Annotated in this window: 19 protein-coding genes; 6 read left to right on the top strand and 13 right to left on the bottom strand. The window is 41.5% G+C overall.

Annotated elements, in window-relative coordinates:
* The first annotated feature begins 10 nt into the window (after positions 1-10).
* On the top strand, positions 11-613 hold the full coding sequence (locus BUA59_RS02320) for a PqiC family protein (RefSeq protein ID WP_245813078.1): 603 nt from the start codon (positions 11-13) through the stop codon (positions 611-613).
* A gap of 82 nt (positions 614-695) precedes the next feature.
* Here BUA59_RS02320 and BUA59_RS02315 read toward each other — a convergent pair whose 3' ends face one another.
* Positions 696-1607 carry a homocysteine S-methyltransferase family protein gene (locus BUA59_RS02315; RefSeq protein ID WP_175550741.1) on the bottom strand — a complete coding sequence of 304 codons (912 nt, stop codon included), beginning with the start codon at positions 1605-1607 and terminating at the stop codon, positions 696-698.
* A gap of 87 nt (positions 1608-1694) precedes the next feature.
* Positions 1695-2300, bottom strand: coding sequence for an MSMEG_1061 family FMN-dependent PPOX-type flavoprotein (locus tag BUA59_RS02310; protein ID WP_072838121.1), 606 nt, complete (start codon positions 2298-2300; stop codon positions 1695-1697).
* Between the two features lie 115 nt (positions 2301-2415).
* On the opposite strand from BUA59_RS02310, the gene BUA59_RS02305 reads away from it, so the two are divergent.
* Positions 2416-3063, top strand: a complete 648-nt coding sequence (locus tag BUA59_RS02305; RefSeq protein ID WP_072838120.1) for a hypothetical protein — start codon at positions 2416-2418, stop codon at positions 3061-3063.
* Positions 3064-3084: 21 nt separating this feature from the next.
* Here the strand turns inward: BUA59_RS02305 and BUA59_RS02300 are convergent, their stop codons facing one another.
* On the bottom strand, positions 3085-3936 hold the full coding sequence (locus BUA59_RS02300; RefSeq protein WP_072838119.1) for an alpha/beta fold hydrolase: 852 nt from the start codon (positions 3934-3936) through the stop codon (positions 3085-3087).
* Positions 3937-4187: 251 nt separating this feature from the next.
* Positions 4188-5474, bottom strand: a complete 1287-nt coding sequence (locus BUA59_RS02295; protein ID WP_072838118.1) for a cation:proton antiporter — start codon at positions 5472-5474, stop codon at positions 4188-4190.
* A gap of 359 nt (positions 5475-5833) precedes the next feature.
* On the opposite strand from BUA59_RS02295, the gene BUA59_RS02285 reads away from it, so the two are divergent.
* Together BUA59_RS02285 and BUA59_RS02280 are read left to right on the top strand one after the other, a co-directional pair.
* Positions 5834-7570, top strand: a complete 1737-nt coding sequence (locus BUA59_RS02285; RefSeq protein WP_072838116.1) for a tannase/feruloyl esterase family alpha/beta hydrolase — start codon at positions 5834-5836, stop codon at positions 7568-7570.
* Positions 7571-7857: 287 nt separating this feature from the next.
* Complete coding sequence (locus BUA59_RS02280) at positions 7858-8721, top strand: isocitrate lyase/PEP mutase family protein (RefSeq protein ID WP_072838115.1); 864 nt, start codon at positions 7858-7860, stop codon at positions 8719-8721.
* 106 nt (positions 8722-8827) lie between these two features.
* On the opposite strand, the gene BUA59_RS02275 is transcribed toward BUA59_RS02280, so the two are convergent.
* Positions 8828-9511 (bottom strand): P-loop NTPase family protein, encoded by a 684-nt coding sequence (locus tag BUA59_RS02275; RefSeq protein ID WP_072838114.1) that lies wholly within the window; start codon positions 9509-9511, stop codon positions 8828-8830.
* Between the two features lie 239 nt (positions 9512-9750).
* Here BUA59_RS02275 and BUA59_RS02270 point away from each other — a divergent pair, with 239 nt between their 5' ends.
* The gene (locus tag BUA59_RS02270; RefSeq protein WP_012070611.1) at positions 9751-9990 is read left to right on the top strand and encodes a GlsB/YeaQ/YmgE family stress response membrane protein; all 240 of its coding nucleotides are present in this window, start codon (positions 9751-9753) and stop codon (positions 9988-9990) included.
* Positions 9991-10061: 71 nt separating this feature from the next.
* Here the strand turns inward: BUA59_RS02270 and dapA are convergent, their stop codons facing one another.
* Complete coding sequence (dapA, locus tag BUA59_RS02265; RefSeq protein ID WP_072838113.1) at positions 10062-10934, bottom strand: 4-hydroxy-tetrahydrodipicolinate synthase; 873 nt, start codon at positions 10932-10934, stop codon at positions 10062-10064.
* Positions 10935-11301: 367 nt separating this feature from the next.
* On the opposite strand from dapA, the gene BUA59_RS02260 reads away from it, so the two are divergent.
* Positions 11302-11922 carry a LysE family translocator gene (locus BUA59_RS02260; protein ID WP_072838112.1) on the top strand — a complete coding sequence of 207 codons (621 nt, stop codon included), beginning with the start codon at positions 11302-11304 and terminating at the stop codon, positions 11920-11922.
* 53 nt (positions 11923-11975) lie between these two features.
* On the opposite strand, the gene BUA59_RS02255 is transcribed toward BUA59_RS02260, so the two are convergent.
* The 7 genes from BUA59_RS02255 to leuS all read right to left on the bottom strand — a co-directional run bounded on the left by BUA59_RS02255 (position 11976) and on the right by leuS (position 22396).
* On the bottom strand, positions 11976-14591 hold the full coding sequence (locus BUA59_RS02255) for a cyclic nucleotide-binding domain-containing protein (protein ID WP_072838111.1): 2616 nt from the start codon (positions 14589-14591) through the stop codon (positions 11976-11978).
* 26 nt (positions 14592-14617) lie between these two features.
* Positions 14618-15226: a flavin reductase family protein gene (locus tag BUA59_RS02250; protein WP_072838110.1), complete on the bottom strand. Its 609-nt coding sequence runs from the start codon at positions 15224-15226 to the stop codon at positions 14618-14620.
* Between the two features lie 197 nt (positions 15227-15423).
* The gene (locus BUA59_RS02245; protein WP_072838109.1) at positions 15424-16083 is read right to left on the bottom strand and encodes a TIGR02466 family protein; all 660 of its coding nucleotides are present in this window, start codon (positions 16081-16083) and stop codon (positions 15424-15426) included.
* Between the two features lie 89 nt (positions 16084-16172).
* Positions 16173-18182, bottom strand: coding sequence for a methyl-accepting chemotaxis protein (locus tag BUA59_RS02240; RefSeq protein ID WP_072838108.1), 2010 nt, complete (start codon positions 18180-18182; stop codon positions 16173-16175).
* A gap of 131 nt (positions 18183-18313) precedes the next feature.
* Positions 18314-19342, bottom strand: a complete 1029-nt coding sequence (gene holA / locus BUA59_RS02235) for a DNA polymerase III subunit delta (RefSeq protein WP_072838107.1) — start codon at positions 19340-19342, stop codon at positions 18314-18316.
* Between the two features lie 25 nt (positions 19343-19367).
* Positions 19368-19931: an LPS-assembly lipoprotein LptE gene (locus BUA59_RS02230; protein WP_245813077.1), complete on the bottom strand. Its 564-nt coding sequence runs from the start codon at positions 19929-19931 to the stop codon at positions 19368-19370.
* A 17-nt stretch (positions 19932-19948) separates the two neighbouring features.
* A complete protein-coding gene (gene leuS / locus BUA59_RS02225) occupies positions 19949-22396 on the bottom strand; it encodes a leucine--tRNA ligase (protein ID WP_072838106.1) in 2448 nt (815 codons plus the stop codon).
* Positions 22397-22418 lie beyond the last annotated feature (22 nt).

Here is a 22418-nt window from a genome sequence, read left to right as displayed (position 1 = left end):
AAGGAATAAAATGAATATGATGATTTATGGGCGTACTTTTTTGCTGGTATTGCTAAGTTGGATGATGGCTGGTTGTGCTACACCAACACCACCTAGCAAAGAATATCTGTTAATGGATACAGGATTGAAAAATGCCCAAGCTCAAGCAACGCAAAAAATGTCTGTGCAGCTGATGCCAATCGTAGTTGCCAATTACTTAGCTGGTAACGAAATTGTATTAGTAACAAAACGGGGAGATGTTCATCGTTCCCAGAGTAATTTGTGGGCTGAGTCTTTGTCTCCTCAATTAACTCGTCTAACGCAACAGCGATTAGAGAAGACTTTGCCTAATATTACCTGGTTTGGTGGTCAGCGATTACCTTCTTATGCTATTGCTTTATTGAATATTGAAGTGGATGACTTTTACGCGGATTTAGAGGGAATGATACATATTTCTGGGCGCTGGCAGGTTATTGCTGCAACGGGTGAGTTGTCTGCTTCCAATACGTTTGAAGTTCAGCGTAAATTAAAATCAGATGGCTATTCAACTATGGTACAAACACTTTCCGCCAGTTGGTTTGATCAGGTGATTGATCCCATGGCAAAAGAAATAGCCCAGTCGTTTAAAAACTAAAAGTCATTAAAAAGCATAATCAAAAAGGGGCAACGAATAAATCCGTTGACCCTTTTTTGATTGAAGTATTAAATAGCGCTTATTAGTCAGCTTTGTTGAACTCGTTTATGGCTGCAATGTGTTCAGGCCCAATTCCGCAACACCCGCCAATCAAAGTCGCCCCGTCTTCTACCCATTGTTTAACCCAAGTTAGGTAGGCTGGTGGCGTTAGATCAGCACGTAGCTCATCAAGACCATCGTTTGCCGTGGCATTTTTTGGTTGTGGTGGAAAAGCATTAGCGTAAGCACCGATTTGGATATCGTTAGCATTTAAAGAAGACAATACTGTTTGAGTGACTTGAATGGCTTCACCGATAATTTCGGGCTGGCTACAATTAAATAGAATCGCATTTACACCGATGGCTTGCATGGCTTTTACTGCTTCAACAACGGTTTCGCCAGAACGCAATAAAGGCTCTGCGGTTGGCTCTGAATCTTCAAGAGTAAAAGACACCCAGAAAGGTTTGTGATCTGTATCAATTTTATCTACAAGGGCTTTTACACGAGTGACTTCATCGATCAAACTTTGTGTTTCTGATAACCAAAGATCCACATAAGGATTGAGCGATTCGATGAGCGGAACGGCCAATTCTTCCACACGGTCTGCTTGATAAAGATCTGCGCGATATGAACCAAACAATGGCGCAAGAGAACCTGCTACTTTTGTATCTGTGCCGCTTTCGTCAGCGGCCTCACGAGCGACTTTACCTGAAAGTACGGCCAATATACGGCCTTGCTCTTTAAAGACCTCTTCGCCTATATGAAAGGGCACTAAAGCATAACTATTGGTAGTGATGACACGTGAGCCGCTTTGGATATAAGACTGATGCACTTCTTTCACAATGTTTGGTGCTTCCATCATCGCCAAGGCTGACCATTCTGGTTGTTTGAATGGTGCGCCGCGGCGTTCAAGTTCTCGGCCCATACCGCCATCAAGAATAGTGAATGAAGTCATATAAAATCCTATTGTATATTTGTGTATGCCGCGATTTTAGACAGATTTTTAAAGTATTCAATGGCAACACACATTATCCAGGTGAAACTAGAGGTCTTTTGTATAGCGTTTAAGCATATCCGCGTTAGTTTCAGGCTTCTCGTCACTGCCTAGTTGATCATTAATCATGACACCCATAGAAGGTAGAGAAGATCGTTCGATTATTACCTCACTGGACCAGAGTTTTGAGCGCATTAAGGCTTTCGCACAATGCAGAAAAACCTCTGTAATTTGTACCTCAATACAGGCTCTTGGTGGGTTTTGCTCTTCCGAGAAGAGCGCTAAATAGTCAGGTGCTGTACTAATACGAGCAGTCCCATTAATGCGTAGAGTTTCATCCACTCCGGGGATTAGGAAAAGACAGCCAATGTTTTTGGTTTCTAATAAATTAACTAAGCTATCTAAACGATTATTGCCCTTTGATTCGGGAATAACGATACATTGCTCATTGATGATTTTTACAAAGCCTGGTTTTCCTCCTCGAGGTGAACAATCAGTATGACCTTCGGTGTTGTAGCTGGCTAGGGTGAAAAATGGGGATAAGTTGATAAATGCCATTGAATGTTTTTCTAATTTTTTCAATAGCTTGTCTTTTGCTCTGCCTTTTGGGAAACCAAATATGGTTCTTAGAGCCTCTTCAGATTCTATGTACATAACAATATCCTTATTTTTTTGATGCTATATTTTGACTATTTATAAGGTCGTCTTGTGTTTTATAGGGAATTAAAATTTAATGAATAACAGCAGACATCATATATAGGAAGTGGATATGTTGCCAATTTGGAAAGGGCAGGGTTGGATTACACCTGTTATTTTTATTGCTTTTTTTGTGGATGTTCAACTGGTCGTTGACTATTTCATGGGAGATGGTTTTTATAGTGATAACCGCTGGATAAAAGTTATCGCTTTAGTTGCGGTTGCATTCTTAGTCGGTGTTATTGGTTATTTATTAAATAGTCGAGACTGTATTATTCAGGTTGATTCCGAAACAGGAAAAAAGACTAAATCTCCTGCGCATACTTTGTTATTTTTGCCGATTGAAGTTTGGGCCATCATAGTTCCCTGCATTTTTTTAGCAGTAGATTATTTTAATGCCGAGCAAGAAAATAAGACACTCGCTTATCTGGCAAAACCAGAGGTAAATGATATCTACGCAGTAGATTTTACAAAGATATTTAAAAACGAAGATCCCGTTTACAAATACGGCAACATGGTGGTGATTTCCGTTAATCTCAATGTTATAGAGGTACAAAGTAGTACTCATGCTTATGATGGCAAAAGCGGGGTGAGAAAAGACCTACATAACGGAAAAGCCAAAGAAGCGTTTTATTATGCGGATGAAGTGACGCCATTTAACATTCGGGAATTGCTTAAGTTCCACGAAAATGGCGCTATCTTTTCTGTACATCGAGAGTAGCTGTCCCTGCTATTCGTTTTCTCATAAGAAAGCCTTCATAGAATTAAAAACATGCATTGGATGAGTCATATGTAAGCAATGTCCATTGCCTTCTATTATTTCTAGCTTGGCATTTTGTAACTTATCCTTGATATATTCGCCTACGCTAACGGCAACCAAAGTATCGTTTGAGCTTTGTAATATTAAGCATGGGTGAGATATGTCAGGCAATAAAGATCGATAATCGGAGAAAAAAGTCGCTTCAGCGAAAGGCTTAGAATAAGTTACATCAGTAGCGCAAAAACTACTAAGTAACTCATGTACTAATGTATCGCTTTCTGACATTCCTGGGCCAATAGGAGATAAGTCGCTTCCCATAACAATGGGTGCTAAATAGTTCCCCCAGCCGATATAGTCTTTCTCCATTAACTGGATTAGTCCTTCCAAATCTTGTCTTTCAAAACCGCCTTGGTATTCTTCGTCCAAGTTTAAAAAACAAGGAGAAGGGCAAACTGCTACCATCTTAGAAAAAAGCTCAGGGCGTTGCTTAGAGGCTATCCAGCCTATGGTGCTACTCACTGAGTGGCCGACAAAGATGACGTTTTTAAGCTCTAGAGCATCACATATTTCAATGATATCTAAGGAGTAGCCTTCCAATTGTTGGTAGCGATTTTTTTCATACGCTGAAAAGTCTGAGTTGCCACTACCGACATAATCAAACAGTAGAACTTGGTATGTTTTTTCAAGAAAAGGCAGTATAAAACGCCACATGTTTTGATTGCAGCCGAAACCGTGAGCCAAAATAATAGTCTTTTCGCCTTTGCCTATTAGCTTGATATTATTACGAAGCATAATGTCTACTGACTTGGATTCTGCTTGTGGTGTTTTTAGCATTAAAGTGCTCCGTTCTTTATTCGTTTCAATCCTATCTATCATCTAGGTTTTAGATCACAGGTATAAGGCTATTTTATAATACCCGCTCGATCGTTTTTATGATCTACAGCAAGGTTTATTCAAGGAGTGAATGTCTGAATCGCACTGGAAGTAAAAAAAACGCCAACATGATGTTGGCGTTTTATACTCTAACAATGAAGCTTTCTATATAGGTTCTATAAAAGGCTGTTATAGAGGGATGGGGCGAATGGTTATTTCGCTTTGTCTTTTGCTGCTTGAATGCTTTTTTGAATCAACGGCGAAATAGTTAGACCCTGCACTATGATGGAGAAGATAACAACAACATAGGTAATGATGACCATGATGTCGTGTAAATCTAAACCTTCAATCATCATTTTATTCGTTGGGATCGCCGCAGCCATAGCAAGTGCTAAACCGCCTCGTAAACCACCCCAAGTCAAGATTTTAACAGAGTGTTTATCGTACTCTCGGTAGCGTTTGAAAATTAGGTAAGGACTGCCAACACTGATAAAGCGAGCCAGTAGAACAACGGGAACCATGACCAAACCTAAACCAATAATTTCCCAACTTAATGGCATAGTCACAATCAGCATACCAATGATTAGGAAAAGCAAGGCGTTCAAGAAGCTATCAGTCGCATGCCAAAAATCTTTTACGTAACGAGTGCCATCTGGACCGCTTTTCTTGGAAGCTTTTGCTCGTGTGATGTTGCCAAGAAGAATACCACTGGTCACCATCGCAAGTGCACCGGAAATCTCCCAAATATTGGCTAAAGCAAAACCCGCTGACGGAATGGTTAGGGTAACCAATAGACGTGTATTGATATCTTTGCAATTGATGATAACAAAGTGACCAACCAGAGCAATAACAAGACCAAACACTATGCCACCAATAGCGTCGACTAAAAATAGCTCAGCGACGTCTTGGAAGTTGGCTTCAGTACCATAAAATGCGACCGCAAAGATTGTGGTAAAAATAACCAAACCAACACCATCATTAAACAAGGATTCGCCTTCTACTTGGATCGAAATACCCTGCGGTGCACTCATTTGCTTGATGATAGCCAATACTGCAATCGGGTCAGTAGGGCTTATCAAAGCGCCAAATAGTAGGCAGTAGATGAAAGGTATAGGGAAGTTGAGTAGAGCAAATACGTAGTAACTTAGGTAGCCGACAATAAAGGTCGACGCTAGCGTGGAAAACAGCACTAATATGGTGATTTCCCAACGCTGTCTTTTTAAGGCCGCAAGGTCGATCTCTAATGCACCAGCAAATAGTAAAAAGCCCAACATGCCTTTTAATAACAGCTGATTAAAGTCGATGCCGGAAACAACTTGAGTAATGAATACTGCTGTTTCATCGCCAAGCATTTTAACCGCAAGAATTAGGAGTAATGAAATTACGACTGATCCTGTGGTAATGGCGATCGTAGTTTGCATTTTTAGTATGTATTGGTTGGTAAAAGCGATAAAAACCGCTAATGCCGAAAGAAAACAGATGAGATACCAAGCGTTCATTTGAGAACCTTAACATTTATCAATAAGAGTGAGAGTCATAAAAGGGTGCATGGGGGATGCTGGGCAGTATGTTATCCCTAGAATATGCCTCTGTCACTGTTTGACTGTACAAAAAGTAGTCCTGAAGTACCCATTTTTTTCAAAAAAGAGGAAATTTTATTTCAAAAGCTGTTTATTTGGGGTGGTTTTGGCTTTTCTTGTAGGAAAATTACAACGGAATTGATGTTGTGTTGTGCATTTTTCGAATATCGCGAGCAAAAAAATTATTCTCCTTTTATATTTACCTCTTCTATTCTGTTGTTCATTGAAACAATTAAAAAATAAAACAGTTAATAATAAAAATAACAAGGAAGCTCTCTATGCGTCAGTTCTCATATAAACCTAGTTTACTTGCTCTAGCCATCAGTAGTGTTGCTGCTTATAGCTGTATCGCTAGCTCTGCAACCCCTTCTGCTATACCGCAGTTAAGTGAAGCGAAATCCTCTGTACTTACTACTAGCTGTGAAGGGCTATCTTCTCTTTTAAGCGCAAGAAACACCGCGATCAACTCTGTTGAGACTGTGGCTAAAGGGATAATGAAGTTGGGCGATAATGATGTTGAAGAGCATTGTTTAGTCAAAGGACAAATGTATGAGCGTATTGGCGACGTAGATGGAAAGTCTTATGCGATTGGTTTTGAGTTGCGTTTACCGAAGAAATGGAATGGTCGCTTTCTTCATCAAGCAAATGGTGGGTTAGATGGGGCAGTGAGAACAGCAGAGGGCGCACTAGGTGGCGGTCCATTAACAGGGGCTTTATTTCAGGGCTTTGCGGTAATTAGTTCGGACGCTGGCCACGATAAGGGAATCCCAACGTTTGCTTATGATCCGCAAGCGAGACTTGATTATGGTTATCAGGCTGTTGCCAAGCTGACACCGATGGCAAAAAACGTGATCCATCAGGTTTATGGCAGAGGTCCTGATCGTAGTTACTTTGCAGGTTGTTCCAATGGCGGTCGTCATGCCATGGTGGCGGCGACTCGATACGCTAATGATTACGACGGTATTTTAGTTGGCTCACCTGGGTATCGTTTACCTCTGGCTGCAGTGGCAAGTATTGCCGGTGCTCAGGTATATGCTTCAGTGCCTAATACGGATAAAAAAGATTTAAAAACAGCTTTTACTTTAGCTGAACGCACAACAGTTTCGAATGCAATATTGGCAAAATGTGATGCTCTTGATGGCCTGCAAGATGGCATGATTCAAGATTTTAAATCTTGTCAGGCTGCATTTAGTATTCAAACAGACGTGGCGACCTGTAAGGCTGATCGCGATGGTAGTTGTCTTACTCAACCGCAGAAAGATGCTGTGGATACCATATATAAAGGGGTTACCACGAGTAACGGAAAGCGTTTTTATTCCTCTTTTCCATACGATACCGGCATTAATGATAGCGATCATATTATTTGGGAGTATACATCACCGATTGAGCGAGATTCTGGTGCGGTAGCGATGATTTTTAGTACTCCTCCAGTTGAACTTAAAGACTACAGTATTCGTAATTTTAATGGTGCCGATTTTGTTTGGAAAGCCAATGTTGATGAATTAGTGGCAAAAGTGAATGCTGTTTCTGGTGTCTATAAGGAATCTGCCATGTCATTTATGGCGCCGCCTACGCCAGAAAATATGTCTACTTTACGCGATAATGGCGGCAAGATTATGGTGTATCACGGAGTGTCGGATGCAATCTTTTCTGTGCAGGATACAGAGGCTTGGTATTTGGCGTTAGAGGCTGAAAACAATGGACATGCTGGCGATTTTGCTCAGTTTTATCCAGTGCCGGGTATGGGGCATTGCCGCGGTGGAAAAGCTACGGATCAGTTTGACATGTTAACGCCACTGGTTGCTTGGGTGGAAAAAGGGCAGAAACCTAAACAAGTTATTGCTACAGCACGTGGAGAAGGGAATCCAGGTGGCGTAAATGAAGAACTGCCATCTTCTTGGAGTGCAAATCGCACCCGACCTCTTTGTCCTTATCCTAGTGTAGCGACTTATGACGGCAAGGGTGATGAAGAAAGTGCAAAAAGCTTCGTATGTGACGTCCCGAAAGATATGTGATTTTTCCAGGAACAGAAGGGTTTGCTTATGTTATAGGCAAGCTCTTTCTATACATAAGTTTGGCTAAGTATACCGTGTGTAGCTTCCAATAAGTCATAATGGCATTCATGATTTTTTCATAGTTTGTAAATTCCTTTCATTTCTTTAAAAACTTAGTCTTTTTAGTCGTAATTTACTTACAAAACCTAACCAATCGGTTTGTTACAGATGAAGCAAATGCACAAGGGGCGTATAATGCCGAGCATTTCCACTATATGAAATTTAGTGACATCTTTTAGGAGTATATTATGGCAACACCTTCCCAACATGATTTGCGTAATGACTTTCGAGCATTACTAGCAAGCGGTAAATGTTATTACACCGCTTCGACATTCGATCCAATGTCGGCTCGTATTGCTGCAGATCTTGGCTTTGAAGTAGGGATTTTAGGTGGCTCTGTTGCATCTTTGCAGGTTTTAGCTGCGCCAGATTTTGCTTTGATTACTTTAAGTGAATTTACGGAGCAAGCGACTCGAATTGGCCGTGTTGCTCGTTTACCAATCATTGCCGATGCTGATCATGGTTACGGTAATGCACTGAATGTGATGCGCACTATTGTTGAACTTGAGCGTGCTGGTGTTGCGGCATTAACGATAGAAGATACTTTGTTGCCAGCAAAATACGGTCATAAATCTACAGATTTGATTCCAGTAGAAGAAGCTGTTGGTAAATTGAAAGCGGCTTTAGAAGCGCGTATTGACCCTATTATGAGTATTATTGCTCGTACTAATGCTGGTCAGTTGACCACCGAAGAAACCATCTCGCGCGTTAAAGCTTATCAAGCCGTTGGTGTGGATGGCATCTGTATGGTTGGTATTCGTGATTTCGCTCATCTAGAAGAGATCAGCCAACATATTTCTATTCCAATCATGCTTGTGGCTTACGATAATCCTGAGCTACGTGATCGTGAGCGTCTTGCTGCTAACGGTGTGCGCATTGTTGTAAATGGTCATGCTGCTTATTTTGCTGCGATTAAAGCAACGTATGACTGCCTGCGTGAGCAACGTGGTATTGCAGAAGGTACCTTGGATGCTTCTGAACTGTCTACGCGCTATTCAACGTTAGAAGAAAACCGTGTATGGGCGAATAAGTATATGGATGTTCAAGAGTAATAGTTAATAATTAATATCCAAAAAGCGAAAAGGCCAGCTTATGTAGCTGGCCTTTTTTGTGCTTTTTTGGGTTACTTAAGTGCTTAAGCGACTAAAAATAATACGATTAACCAAGCTGAGCTAATTGCTCATATGTATTACGTAGCCAGACCTTCATGCGTTGACGTTCAGCAATATTCATGATGCCTTTATCATTGGCAACGGCCCAAAAACTGCTGTTATTAAAGTCAATTTTTTGAGTTAACTTACTTTGTAGTTTTGGTAATTCAATGATCAGGGCTTCGCGACTTACAGCTTTCTTAAAGGTGTCAGATTTTTGAAAACGAGAAAAGTCAGTACCGCGACCTAAGTTTTGTACCACAACAAAATCAACTGATGGCAGAGTGTAACGGTCAAGCAAATCATCCAGTAGCGCCACTGAATCAGCACCATCGTCCATGACATGCCATAGGCAGACTTGGTAGCCCATTTCGTCTAGTAAACCAAATACATCGGTTTCTTCAATCCATTTACCCAACGGCTGAGATGCTTGAGCTGCTAGGTCAATAATTAAATCACGATCTGGGTATTCTTCAATGGCCGCTAACATGCCATCTAAACTGTCTTCTTCGCCAATTAAAATAGGAGAAGCGAACTCACTATAGAAACGTGAAAATGTACCGTGCGACGCATCACAGTCAAACCCTAGAAACGGCTGATCGTTGTCAATATAGAATTGTGCCAAGACACGAGCGGTCATAGATTTTCCGACACCGCCTTTTTCACCGCCTACAAAATGTACCTTACCCATCTAGATTTCCTCATTGAAGATTAACTTGACCATGTGTTTTAAAGGCTTACTGAAAACATTTTTTGTATGAAATACATGCTACCAACATTTTTTGAAAAAGCTTGGCGCTTTCATGACAAAGTAACAGAAAAAAGAATAAATGGGTTAGTAGTATAGGGGATTGAGTGGCTTTTCTAGGTACTTAAACAAATAGGTGCTAGTCTGAATAACTGTAAATTACATAATATAAGGATCATTTTATGGAGATCTTAGCTTTTTTGTTTATTGGTGCCTTGGCGGGTTGGTTAGCTGGTCAGCTAGTAAAAGGTGGCGGCTTTGGTTTGATTGGTAATATTGTTATCGGTGTAGTTGGTTCTTTTGTCGGCGGATTCACATTTCAACTGCTCGGCTTGTATTCAGGTAGTTTCTTGGGTTCTCTAGTTACGGCAACGGTGGGGGCGATTATCCTGCTTTATGTTGTACGGCTCGCTAAATCCTAGTTTTAGACTTTTTAATAAATCAGCCCGCTCTTAGATGCGGGCTTTTTTATGTGTGCTTTTTAAGCTAGGGCTTAGATAAGTTCTAACTCTTCCATAATTCGACGGATGATCGCTTTTGTGCTGTCTTGTAGTGGCACCATAGGCAATCGACATTCTTCGGTGCAAAGACCTAATAATGACATGGCGTATTTTGGTCCCGCGGGATTTGGCTCAATAAAGAGCGCATTATGCAGCGCAAATAACTTGTCCTGCAACTGTGCTGCTTCCACGTATTTTCCCTCGCGGCATAGGCGTTGCAATTCCACGACTTGTTTTGGTGCTACGTTTGACGCAACCGAAATACAGCCGTTACCACCGCCGACGTTATAAGCAACTGTGGTGATATCGTCGCCACTTAAGAAATTGAAAGGTTTGTTAATTAAGGCGCGCTCACGAATAGGACGCGTTAAGTCGCCAGTTGCATCTTTAACGCCAATCACTCTTGGTAGTTCAGCAAGGCGAGCCAATGTAGCAACTTCTAAACCGACAACCGAGCGAGGTGGAATGTTGTAAAGGATGATAGGCAATTTACTGTTGTCGTGTACATATTTGAAGTGTTCGTATAAGCCAGTTTGATTTGGGCGGTTGTAATAACCTGCTACATGTAAGGTTGCATCAGCACCAGCTTGATAAGCGTATTCAGAATAATTCACCGCTTCCACTGGGTTGTTCGAACCTGCACCTGCCAGAACTGGTACCGCTTTATTGGTTTCTTGTACGGTAATTTCTATAACACGTTTGTGTTCGTGTTCGCTTAAGGTAGGGGATTCACCAGTTGTGCCAACAGGTACTAAGCCATTGATACCTTGATCAATTTGCCAGCGGACGATATTGCGCAAAGCGTCTTCGTCTAATTGACCGTTACGAAAAGGAGTGATTAATGCAGTGATTGCGCCGTAGAACATACTTTTGCCTCATTTAGGCCGGTATGCACTCTGCTGAAAAGAGAAGTAGTCCGTCAGCTAGAATGCTGCCGGGGAGTTGTTTAAATCTTAATTCCACACGTCAGCGCCGCAAAGCTTCTTAGCCTTACGTTTATCGCCGTTGCGTTTATTTAAGATGTTGTTATTCATAGGGTAATAGAAAATCTTTATTCAGTTTTATAAATAGTCAGTTTTTCTATGCTGACGTTTTTTTTAAAAAAGGTCAATACACTAACGTGTTTTTTATTCGAACTGTTTTTAGCTCTGGGATGTTCGTTTTTTCGTGTTAGATTGGATAAAATATCGGCGTAATTAAATGCGCTTTTAATAATATTAATAAGAGAAAAATATGGATCTTACTACTTGGCTTTCTTTGGTTGCAGTTTGTGTGATGGGAGCAATTTCTCCTGGGCCAAGCTTAGCTGTCATCTTGCGTGTATCAGTTTCTCAATCCCCGCTTCATGGTGTTTTGGCTGCGATAACACATGGTTTAGGTATTGGTTTTTGGGCTTTTTTGACTCTGCAAGGTCTTGCTATTTTGATGGCCAAGCACCAAAACATATTCTCTGTATTGACTGTTTTAGGTGGACTTTATCTGGCTTGGTTAGGATTTAAAGCATGGCGTTATGCTGGACAAGGTCATGAAATCAAAGTCGAAGGCCAAAAGTCTTCCTATTGGGAGTCTGCTCGTGATGGCATGATGATTTCTTTGATGAACCCCAAAGCTGCGTTATTTTTCTTAGCTTTATTTAGCCAGTTAATTCCTACTGAAATTAACACCTTGATCAAGTTTCAGTTATGGGCAACGGTTGTCGTGATTGATACTGGCTGGTATGTGATAGTGGCCTTGTTATTAGCTGGTGGCCCAGTGCTTTCTTGGTTGCGTCGCCATACGGTGTGGGTGGATAGAAGCATGGGCAGCATTTTAATATTGCTTGGATTAAAAGTCGTGATCGGTGCATTTGCTTAGACATAAAAAACGCTCCTAGGAGCGTTTTTTATGTTTTTGTTTAATTAAAGTCCTTACTTTTGAAAGATAAAGCTTTCTGTTTCAAGCAGTTTTTTGGTCCAAAGCTCATATGCTTTTGAGTTCAAGTGCAGTCTATCACCTTCAAATAGGTTTTCTTTTATCTCACCATGTTTGTCGAGCAGTGTAGAGAACAAATCAACGTACTGAGTGTTAGGGCGCGTTTTAGCAAGGCGTACCAATTGACTGTTGGTTTGCTCAATGGTTTTACGCATCTTCAATCGCGCTGGGCTGCACTTAATACTGATTAACGTGACCGGTATGCCTGGAAGATGGCGATCTATTTTTTGCAGTAGCTCTATGTACAAGTCAACAACCTTGTTGCTGTCACAGTGGTTACCAATATCGTTGTCACCAGCATAAATGACCAAAGAACGAGGCTTGTGTGGCAAGATGATACGTTCAAAATAGTAAACGCAAGCTTCTAATGTTGCGCTGCTAAAGCCTAAGTTAATCGCGTTCTTGTCGCGGAAATTATGAGCAAAATCATTCCATAAACGCACGGTAGATGATCCGTAGAACGCGACTGGCTGTTCTTTATATTCTTGATAGGCTAGGTGAAATTCTAGTTCTCGTACATCCGATTCGAATTCCACATCGATTTGATTTAGGCTCATTACGTTAGAGCGATAGCCATTTTTACCACTGAATATAGGATATTGGCGAATCTCTCTTGATAGCTCAACTGCTTCGTTAACGTAACCTTTGTACTGCTCCTGATAGGAGGCTAAGAATTGTGCTAACGCCTCTTTATCCTTGTAATCGACTTTGCTGGACAGTTTAAACGCAGGTTTGATGATCACCGTATAAAGGTTGTGATCGGCGCGTTTATCAAAATTCGCCACAACGATTGGAACAATCCAAGGCTCTTCGTTCCCCATTGAACCTGCGAGTTCAAAGGCATGAGGTAACAAGGTACCTGGTGATTGTTGCGTACTAAAGCTTTGTCCTTCTGGTGAGATCATCAGTGGGAAGTTCTGGCGTAAAGTGTCCTGAGATTGTTTGATGAATTCATCGTATTCGGGCGTGTCTTTGGTTAGGTCTTCCCAACTATTGATGAATACATTGCCAAATTTCCCATAAAAATCGTCACGCCAAAACTCACTTTCTTTACTGCGACGTACGACACGTTGACCAGAAATACCATACTGGTTATCGATGACCATGGCGCTTATAAATTGCGCATCCATAGAAAAGCGGAAACCGTTTGGTAGACGGTTAGTTGGAGAGCCTAATAAATGGTTGTAAATGAACAGAGAGCCGGCTTTCTTAGGTAAATTCTCTAGTCCTTTAATGACGTAGGGAACTTGTTGGAAGGCTTGTTTGAATAGCTCTGTGCCTAAACGTCTTGCATCTAAAGCCGGAGTCTCTTTTGGCAAATTATTTATCGTGTCATAGACATTTTGTAGATGGCGATAAAAAGCATTTTCGCGCTGTAAATCTTTTAGAATGTCCAAGCACATACCGGAAATGGTGCGTTCCAGCACACAGCCAAAGTGTAGGCATTTATAAAGTACACCGAATGCTTCGTCGGTAGTAATCGCGCTTTTCAGTAATTCGCTTACTTTATACAGAGGCGAGCTAACGGGTAAAAGTGCAGCATTTTGGTCTATTACGTTACTTACCGCTAATACTTCATCGTTCGCTATCTGTGAAAGGTAGCGCATTCTGGCCGCTAATAGATGTGCGCCAATCAACCAAATGAGTCGATATAAGTATTTAACTGAAAACTTAGGGCTGTCTTCGAACATTTCTAACAAATCATCGCGTTTGATAAACAAAACGCTACTGTCTCTGGATGAAATGATCGAAGTGCGATTTTTCATTTCTTTATTTTGGGTTGCCCAAGCCAGTACGGTTCCGGTACGGGAAATCGTTCTGGTGGTAATAATGTCGCCAGAGTCAGTTTGATAACTGATGACGACTTTACCCTTGATTAGAATATATAAGCCATTAGCTGGTTGATCTTGTTGGCTTAAAATATCCCCTTGATGTGCTAATAAAATGGACGATTTTTTGGCTAAAGTATGTATTTCAGCTTGAGTAAACGTCTCACAAAAAGGCGCGTAGTTTAGAAGGCTGATGGCATCTTTTAGTGCATGAACTTGCGTTTCAGAATCGATTAAAGGGCGCGTTTCTTCAAAAGCTAATGATTCATTGGAAAAGAAAGGGCGTGTTTGATTCTGTACGTTGGTGAGAACAGGTAAGGACTCTTGATATACAAACTGCAGAAATTGGCTAGCGAAAAGCAAATTGGCATCGAGAATTTTTTGTAATTCAACAATCGGCCAATAGAGTAGTTTAGAAGACTTGGTCGCTGTGAATGTGGTCGCATAACGGGAAGGGTGACGAAAAGCAGACCAGCCAATAGGAGAAAGGAGGTTACTGATCATGCCGACGTTGTAAGATTTACCGGTATCTTGCAATGGAACGGAAATGGCGACTTCGCCTTCTAGAAGGAAATAGATGTTCTGACCAATCTCAAATTGTTTGGCCAGAATGTCACCAGCTTTTAGTGTTTTAATAGACGCGAGATCTGTTAAGGATGATGCTAACTCAGCATCAATATCTGCCATGAAAGGAAATGTATTTATGTGTTTTGTTATGTCCATCTTTTTTACCTCAAATCTGTATTGCCCTAGTTAGGACGTTTGATCGTCACTGTCTCGCCTAAAAGTGCATAGTCATCGCCACCTATTCGTGCAAGAGGGTTGAGTTTTTTGTTGTCGATGAAAATTCGAGACTTTTCTTCAGTTACAAGATCTTCATCAACGTATAAGTCTAGTATTTCCAAATAAATCGCATTGAACGACGTGTTTCCTAACGTATGCATGTCAAACAGTTTGCAGTGGATAGCGACTTTTGCTTCTGCAATACGGGGTAATGTTTTGGTGAATTCAGTCAGTGACAAGCCTGTTTTGGTTAGTTCAGATTCACCATAGGATAAGCTTGCCGAGCTCTCATTGACGGCATTTATTAAGTCCCCGCTTGGAATATGCAAAACACATTCCTTTTCCCTAAGTAGGTTGTACTTCGTATCTTTGGCGATATCTGTTGTTTTGTTGCCAATGGAAACCATTAAGAGAGCAGGGTCAGAAGATATAGGAGCAAAATATGAAAATGGGGCGAGGTTGAAACTCTCGTTTTCATTTTTCGTCATGATCCACGCAATAGGGCGTGGAGTAATTGTCTGAGTGATCAGGTGGTAGCGTTGATTACCGCTGAGTTGATCAAACTGGAAACGCATAGACTACCCCGTGGTTATGAAACATTACTTGTTAAATTACTACAAATACCAATCCATTGTGAATCTTTGAGTGGAAACTTATGAAATTTATTGTAAAAAAGCAGAGTTTTGGATGGGTAAGTGGTTATACGAGCCAACTCAATCCTTTATGAAAGCTAGAAGGCTCGTAATTTATAGAAATGTTTTATGTCGGCGGGTCAGTAGGCTTCGATAATGGCGTTAAAAGCAATGACAACACGATCTTTATCACCAAAATACGGCAAAGCAGAGTGCTTTAAGTAAGACGGAAAAATGATCACTTGCCCATCTGTAGGAGTGAAATCCCAGACTCCATGTCCACCTAAGTAAGCGGTGCCTGGATCAGCATAATGTTCCGCGTTGACTCTTGGATCGTAAAAACGATTGAGGCCACCATTGCCTTCGATATTGGCATCACCGGGTTCTAAATAATAAATGCCACACCAAGAGCAATTTGGATGAGAGTGGGCATCATGGTAGCCGCCTTTTTGCGTAACATGATACCAAGACTCGATAATATGTGCGTCCGCTTCCATATCTTCTGGCCAAAAAGCTTGATTTACCGAAGCCGCAATCTCTAGAATCAGCTCTTCAAAAGCGCGTTTGGCTTCCATAACATTGGCGTCAGCGAGATCCAGAAAATCCAATGTACTTTCGTGGAGTGCATGTTTTGCTTTTGGAGCAATTTGGCTCTCAATTGCAGTGGTTTGAGTCGCTTTTTGTTGGTATACCGCCGCGAGTAATGCCTCTTTTAAAAAGTCATGATCTGGCATTTGGGTGACGAAAAGTGGTGTGCTCCAAACTGTGAGTTCTTCCAAGACAACGGATTCATTATTCATTTATTTTTTACCTAGGGCATGATGAGGCCGCATAATAACAGGCTGCGAGAATAAGTGAAGTCTAGCAAAGTAAACTTCACTTTATCGCGTTACAGGTTATTAGCCTGCTTTAGGCTCTCTATTACTTTGACTTCTTTATCTATTTCAGACATGCGAGCAGTCATATCTTGAATCGCTCGTATGTTCTCGCTGACATCTCTACTTGCCATGTTGGAAGCATCACCTAGGGATTGAATTTGTGCCGTTAACTCGCCAGTATTATTGGTGAGCCGAGACATAAACTGTTCAATACTTTCGATCGACTGACTGATAGAGCTGGTTGATTTGGTGACAGATGAGATCGTTTCTCCCGTTTTATTTAAGCTGTCTTGAGTGTTTTTAGATAGTTGTCTAACTTCATCGGCAACCACAGCAAACCCTCTACCAGCTTCGCCTGCTCGCGCCGCCTCAATCGCAGCGTTAAGTGCGAGAAGGTTAGTTTGATCAGCAATTCCGGAAATAACTTTTAAAATGGCAAGTACTTGCTCTGAATTGTTTTTTAGCTGAGCTACGTTTCCATTCAGTGCCTTGCGGCCATCTTCTTGCGCATTAATGTCATTTCTTAGGTCATGGAAGGTGCCACTTACATCGCTAATAATCGCTTCTGTCTGCTGCGAGTACTTTGTGATTTTGTTAAAGCTGACTACCACTTGTTCAAGTAAAGGGCGATACTCAGATAGATAGTTAATCAGGTCTGCCTGTAAGCGATTGATTTGCATTAAACTATTCAATCTAGATAACGTAAAAAATTCTTTGAAATAACTGTAATGAATCGGAAAATTATCAACAATAGGGTCCGAAAATGGTTCGTTTTTTGACACTTTGAATAGAAATAATGCAGTGAGTGTTTGGTTCATATGCACGCCTAATAGCTCGCCAAAAGTAGAAAAGCCCGCGGCTTTAATGTTCTGGAAGGCTGTTAGCTCTTTGAGTGCTTTTGCATTATTTAAACGACGTAAAATACAGTCATTAGCTAGCATCGCGATTGGCTGAGGCTTGCCTTTCATAAATTCGTCAAAGGCTTGTTTGGTACTATCGGCAAAGCCTTTAGCTTCTACCAGAATAAGCTCGTCGCCAAAATCTAGGTCGCAGAAAAAATGAATGATCTTGTTATCTAAATCAATGCTGGCGATGGAGCGTATAAATAATTCACTACCAATTTCAACGGCAAATGAGTGGTTTGTTAATTTTGTATTTAGATCGTTTGGTTGGCATTTAAAATAGTCACAAAGGTGGTCGACAATGTTGACTATTTTACCAGTAGATTTGGAAATGACTGTAGTAACAGTACGTCTTTGTGGGTCTGATTCTGCAATATAAAAAGAGCGTTTGGTCTTTTGGAAATTGTGTGTTTTTAGTATGCCGTAGCGAATATTGTCTGCTAACTTAGTGAAAATAACCACAGCGCAATTGTGAGCAACTTTGCTGCCGTCGTAGACAGACGCTTGTTTGAAGTCTAGCTTCCCACCCGCCGATCCACCAATGAAATGACAAGGAAAACGCTGGCTATCGTACAAGGCTTTCATAAAGAAGTTTTCGCTGGACGACAGCCCATCAATAAATGTAATGGCAATGGTATCTTGGTAGTTGATGGCCATTTTCACATTTATTTTTTCTATCTCGGACTGAATAGTGCGAATTCTATCTTGCTTGTTTTTGGTTACTTTACCTTGCTTTAAATCTTCGCAATGCAGCGGGATAGTTTTTATTTCAGTGGATGCTAGCAGCTCTTCACTGTAGCTTTGTAAGACGATCGAGTCCCATTTTCCATCGGTCGTTTGATAAAAATTTGCTTGTTGGCTGTTAAGTTCGCCAGATGTCATCACAGCAACGACTTTTTCACAGAAAGGCGTGAATCGCTGGATTTTTTCAACAGTACTTTCAAAGTCGAGATTGGAAGACACAAAGGCGAGGATTAATTGTGTTTTCTTTTCTGGAAATTTTAATGCAGCAAGAGTGGCTTCAGACAGTTCAGCGTGAGTTAACTGAAGGATTTTAACGCCTTGATTTTTACCGGTACTATCAGATGGCGCTAATGTTTTTCGTTTAAACCAAGACATAGAAGTCTCCATAAAGCTAGATTATTTTTCTTATCATCCCATTATTAAGGATAGAACAATGTCAGCTTTATGTTTCTATTAGTTTAAATACGTAACATATTGATAATAAAAAATATTTCAATAAATATTATTTATGGTAAGTCCAATTCAGTCACCACAGGTTTGTAGCCACAAAACATCATCACTAGGTTGCGAAAGCCTGTTTCGCTGTCTGGGCCTTCTAATCCCTTGATGCTTTTATCAATCAAGGCTAGGTAGTTTTGCATGTAAGGCAGGGTGACTTTGTTGTGTCGCGACATAGCGCTTTCATAAAAGGGTACTCGCTTGTCCCAAATTTTTTCATTTTGGCAGGCTTGCTTAAAGCTGGAGGATTGCATGCTTTGTAGTAGGTTCGCTAAGGTTTGAATTTCGCGATTAAATAGCCAAAGAATGATGCTGGCTTCAACCCCTTCGCCTAGCAACTGATGTAGGCAGTGCATAGCGTCTTTGGTTTTGCCCATTAACAGTCTATCGCTCAAATCGTAAATTGAGTAACGACTGCTGTCAGCCACGGATTCAGCAACTTTTTCGGCATCAATTTGCACGCCTTGTCCATGGACTAGGGCAAGCTTTTCTAGCTCTTGAGAAAGGGCTAGAAGATTTCCCTCTCCGCGTTCGCAAATCATGCTGGCAGCATCACGAGTAAGAGATAAATCTAGCGCTTGTGCTCTTTGCTGTACCCATGCAGGAAGTCGGTTTGCGTCTATTGGCCAGATTTGTACAAAAACACCTTGCGATTCCAATTGCGTGAACCATTTGGCTTTTTGAGTTCGAGCGTCAATTTTAGGCAAGGTGAGCAAGATGATATTGTCTTCGCTAAGCGATTGGCTTAATTGAGCCAATGCTTTGCTATGTTTTTCGCCCATCTTGTCTATTTGAATATCAAACATTCTACGCGTGGAAAACAACGACAAACTTTGATTTTCGTTGATGACATCTTGCCAATCAAATTGTGCATCTGCCACGAAACGCAAACGTTCATCAATATTATGATGTTGGGCCGCTTTACGAATGCTGTCCGCCGCTTCTTGGCACAATAAAACTTCGTCACCAGAAATAATATAAATAGGCGCCAAGTTTTTTTTTAGCTGAGATTCTAGTTGGTCAGCTCTGACTTTCATAATGTCCGCCTAAAAGTGATGCGAGTTATAATGGGGCATAACTTAAGTCGTAAACTAGTTGATTGGCTAGATCTTCATTCATGCTTTCTTCTTGCGCTTGGTTATAAGATAACTTGGCGCTTTCTTCCGCATTTTGATTAGTCAGTGTTTTTGTTGTGTTGATGGTTCTAGGGCCATAGAGGGATTTGCCGTCGGCTTGACGAACAAAATAGTGGCTGGTTAAGCGGCGCTGCAATTGTGATAAATCATTGTCTGAATCACGAGCCAGTTCTATATCAGTTTTTGTAATAGCATTGATTTTCAGATTAAGGGTGTCTTTATTCGCACTGTTTTTATCGACGATAACAACGCCTGCTTTAGTAAGTGCGATGCGCAGCGCTCTATCGAAACTATCAGAGCCACTTTCTGACGTTAGTGTTATAACTTTAAGCTTTGCTGGTATGTTAGTTTGGCCACGTAAATGGAATCCACAGGCGACAAGACTCATGGTCAGTAATGCCAATAATAGTAGACGAGTTGTTTGTGTAAGTGCGGCTATCATATCCGTGATCTCTGTATTGTTGTTGGTAAAAAGGGATGGCTCAGCCATCCCTTAGTGTACCTCAATTAGTTGGCAACAATGTTGACCAAACGACCTGGAACGACAATAACTTTTCGAACTGTTTTGCCTTCAAGGAACTTGGCAACACTTGGATGAGCAAGTGCTTCTGCTTCAATTGTTTTACTGTCAGCACTAGCGGAAACGGTCAATTCAGCACGTTTTTTACCAAGTACTTGAACAACAATAGTTAGCTCGTCCTTGATCAATGCGTCTTCATCTAGCGTTGGCCAAGGTGTATTAACGATATTGTCACTATGGCCTAGCTCGCTCCATAACTGGTGGGCAATGTGAGGCACAATAGGAGACAACAACAAAGTCGCGGCTTCTAATGCTTCTTGTTCTACAGCAAGACCCAATTCGGATGTGTCTTCGAACTTGCTGATCTCGTTACAAAGCTCCATCACGGCCGCAATGGCTGTGTTGAAGGTTTGGCGACGTTCGATATCGTCTGATACTTTCTGAATGGTTTCATGAGTCTTACGACGCAAAGCTTTTTGAGCACCATTCAATTCGGCAATGTTTAGTTCGCCAACTTTACCCGCATTGGTATGACGGTAAGATAACGCCCATAAACGGCGCAGGAAGCGAGAAGCACCATCTACACCGGCATCGTTCCATTCAAGTGATTGCTCTGGTGGTGCACTGAACATCATGAACAAGCGAACGGTATCGGCGCCGTACTTCTCAATCATTTCTTGTGGATCGACCGTATTGCCTTTGGATTTAGACATCTTAGTGCCGTCTTTGTTTACCATACCTTGCGTCAACAGACGTTTGAATGGTTCATCAGAGTTCACAAGACCCGCATCACGTAACAATTTATGGAAAAAGCGTGAGTACAATAGGTGAAGAATAGCGTGCTCTACGCCACCAACATATTGGTCAACAGGAAGCCAGTAATTCGCTTCTTCTGTTAGCATCGCATCTGTTGCTTCTGGGCAGCAGTAACGAGCAAAATACCAAGACGATTCCATGAAGGTGTCGAAAGTATCGGTTTCGCGTTCTGCTTCTTCGCCATTAAACATAACTGAAGAAAAAGTTGGGTTGTTTTTGATCGGTGAGTTAACACCGTCCATGATCACATCTGTTGGTAGTACAACTGGTAGCTGATCTTTTGGTACTGGTACAACAGAACCATCTTTTAGGTTGATTGTCGGGATTGGCGTTCCCCAGTAGCGCTGACGGCTAACACCCCAATCACGTAGACGATAGTTCACTTTTATTTCGCCTAACTTACGTTCAACCATCCAAGCTGCAATGGCTTCAAATGCTTCTTTAAATGCTAAGCCGTCGAATTCGCCAGAGTTGCATAATACGCCTTTTTCAGTGAAAGCGGCTTTTTCTAGATCAATCACGTCGTCGCCAGCAGGCTGAACAACTTGTTTGATTGCTAGGTTGTATTTTTTCGCGAATTCAAAGTCGCGTTGATCATGAGCAGGAACCGACATAACCGCGCCTGAACCGTAATCCATCAACACAAAGTTAGCCGCATAAACCGGAACTGCTTCACCAGTAATCGGATGAATGGCTTTGAAGCCAGTGTCCATGCCTTTTTTCTCAACCGTTGCCATATCAGCTTCAGTAGTCGACATTTTTTTACTTTCTTCGATAAACGTCGCAAGATCAGTATTGTTAGCAGACGCTTCTAAAGAAAGAGGGTGCTGTGTTGCTACTGCAACATAAGTCACACCCATGATGGTATCTGGACGAGTTGTGTAAACAGATAGACGCTCGTCTTTGCCTTCTACAGCAAAGCTAAATTCTAGACCTTCTGAACGACCAATCCAGTTACGTTGCATGGCTTTTACTTTTTCTGGCCAGCCATCTAATTGATCAAGATCGTTTAATAGTTCTTCTGCATAATCTGTGATGCGAATAAACCACTGAGAGATTTCTTTCTTCTCTACATTAGTGCCACAACGCCAGCAGCAACCATCTTCAACTTGCTCGTTAGCCAATACCGTTTGGTCTTCAGGACACCAGTTAACGGCAGCGGTTTTTTTGTATGCCAAGCCTTTTTCAACTAATTGTGTGAAGAACCATTGCTCCCATTTGTAGTATTCAGGAGTGCAGGTAGCAATCTCACGATCCCAGTCGTAACCAAAACCAAGTTCTTTAAGCTGGCCTTTCATGTAGGCGATGTTTTCTGTGGTCCATTTTGCTGGTGCAGTTTTGTGCTTGATCGCTGCGTTTTCAGCAGGAAGACCAAAAGCATCCCAGCCCATTGGCTGTAGGACATTTTTGCCTTGCATGCGTTGGTAGCGAGAAATGACATCGCCGATAGTGTAGTTACGAACGTGACCCATGTGCAGACGACCACTTGGGTAAGGGAACATAGAAAGGCAGTAGAACTTTTCTTTGCTAGAATCAGCGATGGCTTTGAAGACTTTGTTCTCGTCCCAAAAAGATTGGGCAGCTTGTTCTATTTGCTGCGGATTATATTGCTCTTGCATGATGTATTCTTATCCCGTGATC

The sequence above is a fragment of the Marinomonas polaris DSM 16579 genome (assembly GCF_900129155.1).
In the GTDB taxonomy this organism is placed as follows: Bacteria; Pseudomonadota; Gammaproteobacteria; order Pseudomonadales; family Marinomonadaceae; genus Marinomonas; species Marinomonas polaris.
Note: the sequence above shows the minus strand (reverse complement) of the source record. Positions and strands in the feature narration are given on the sequence as shown.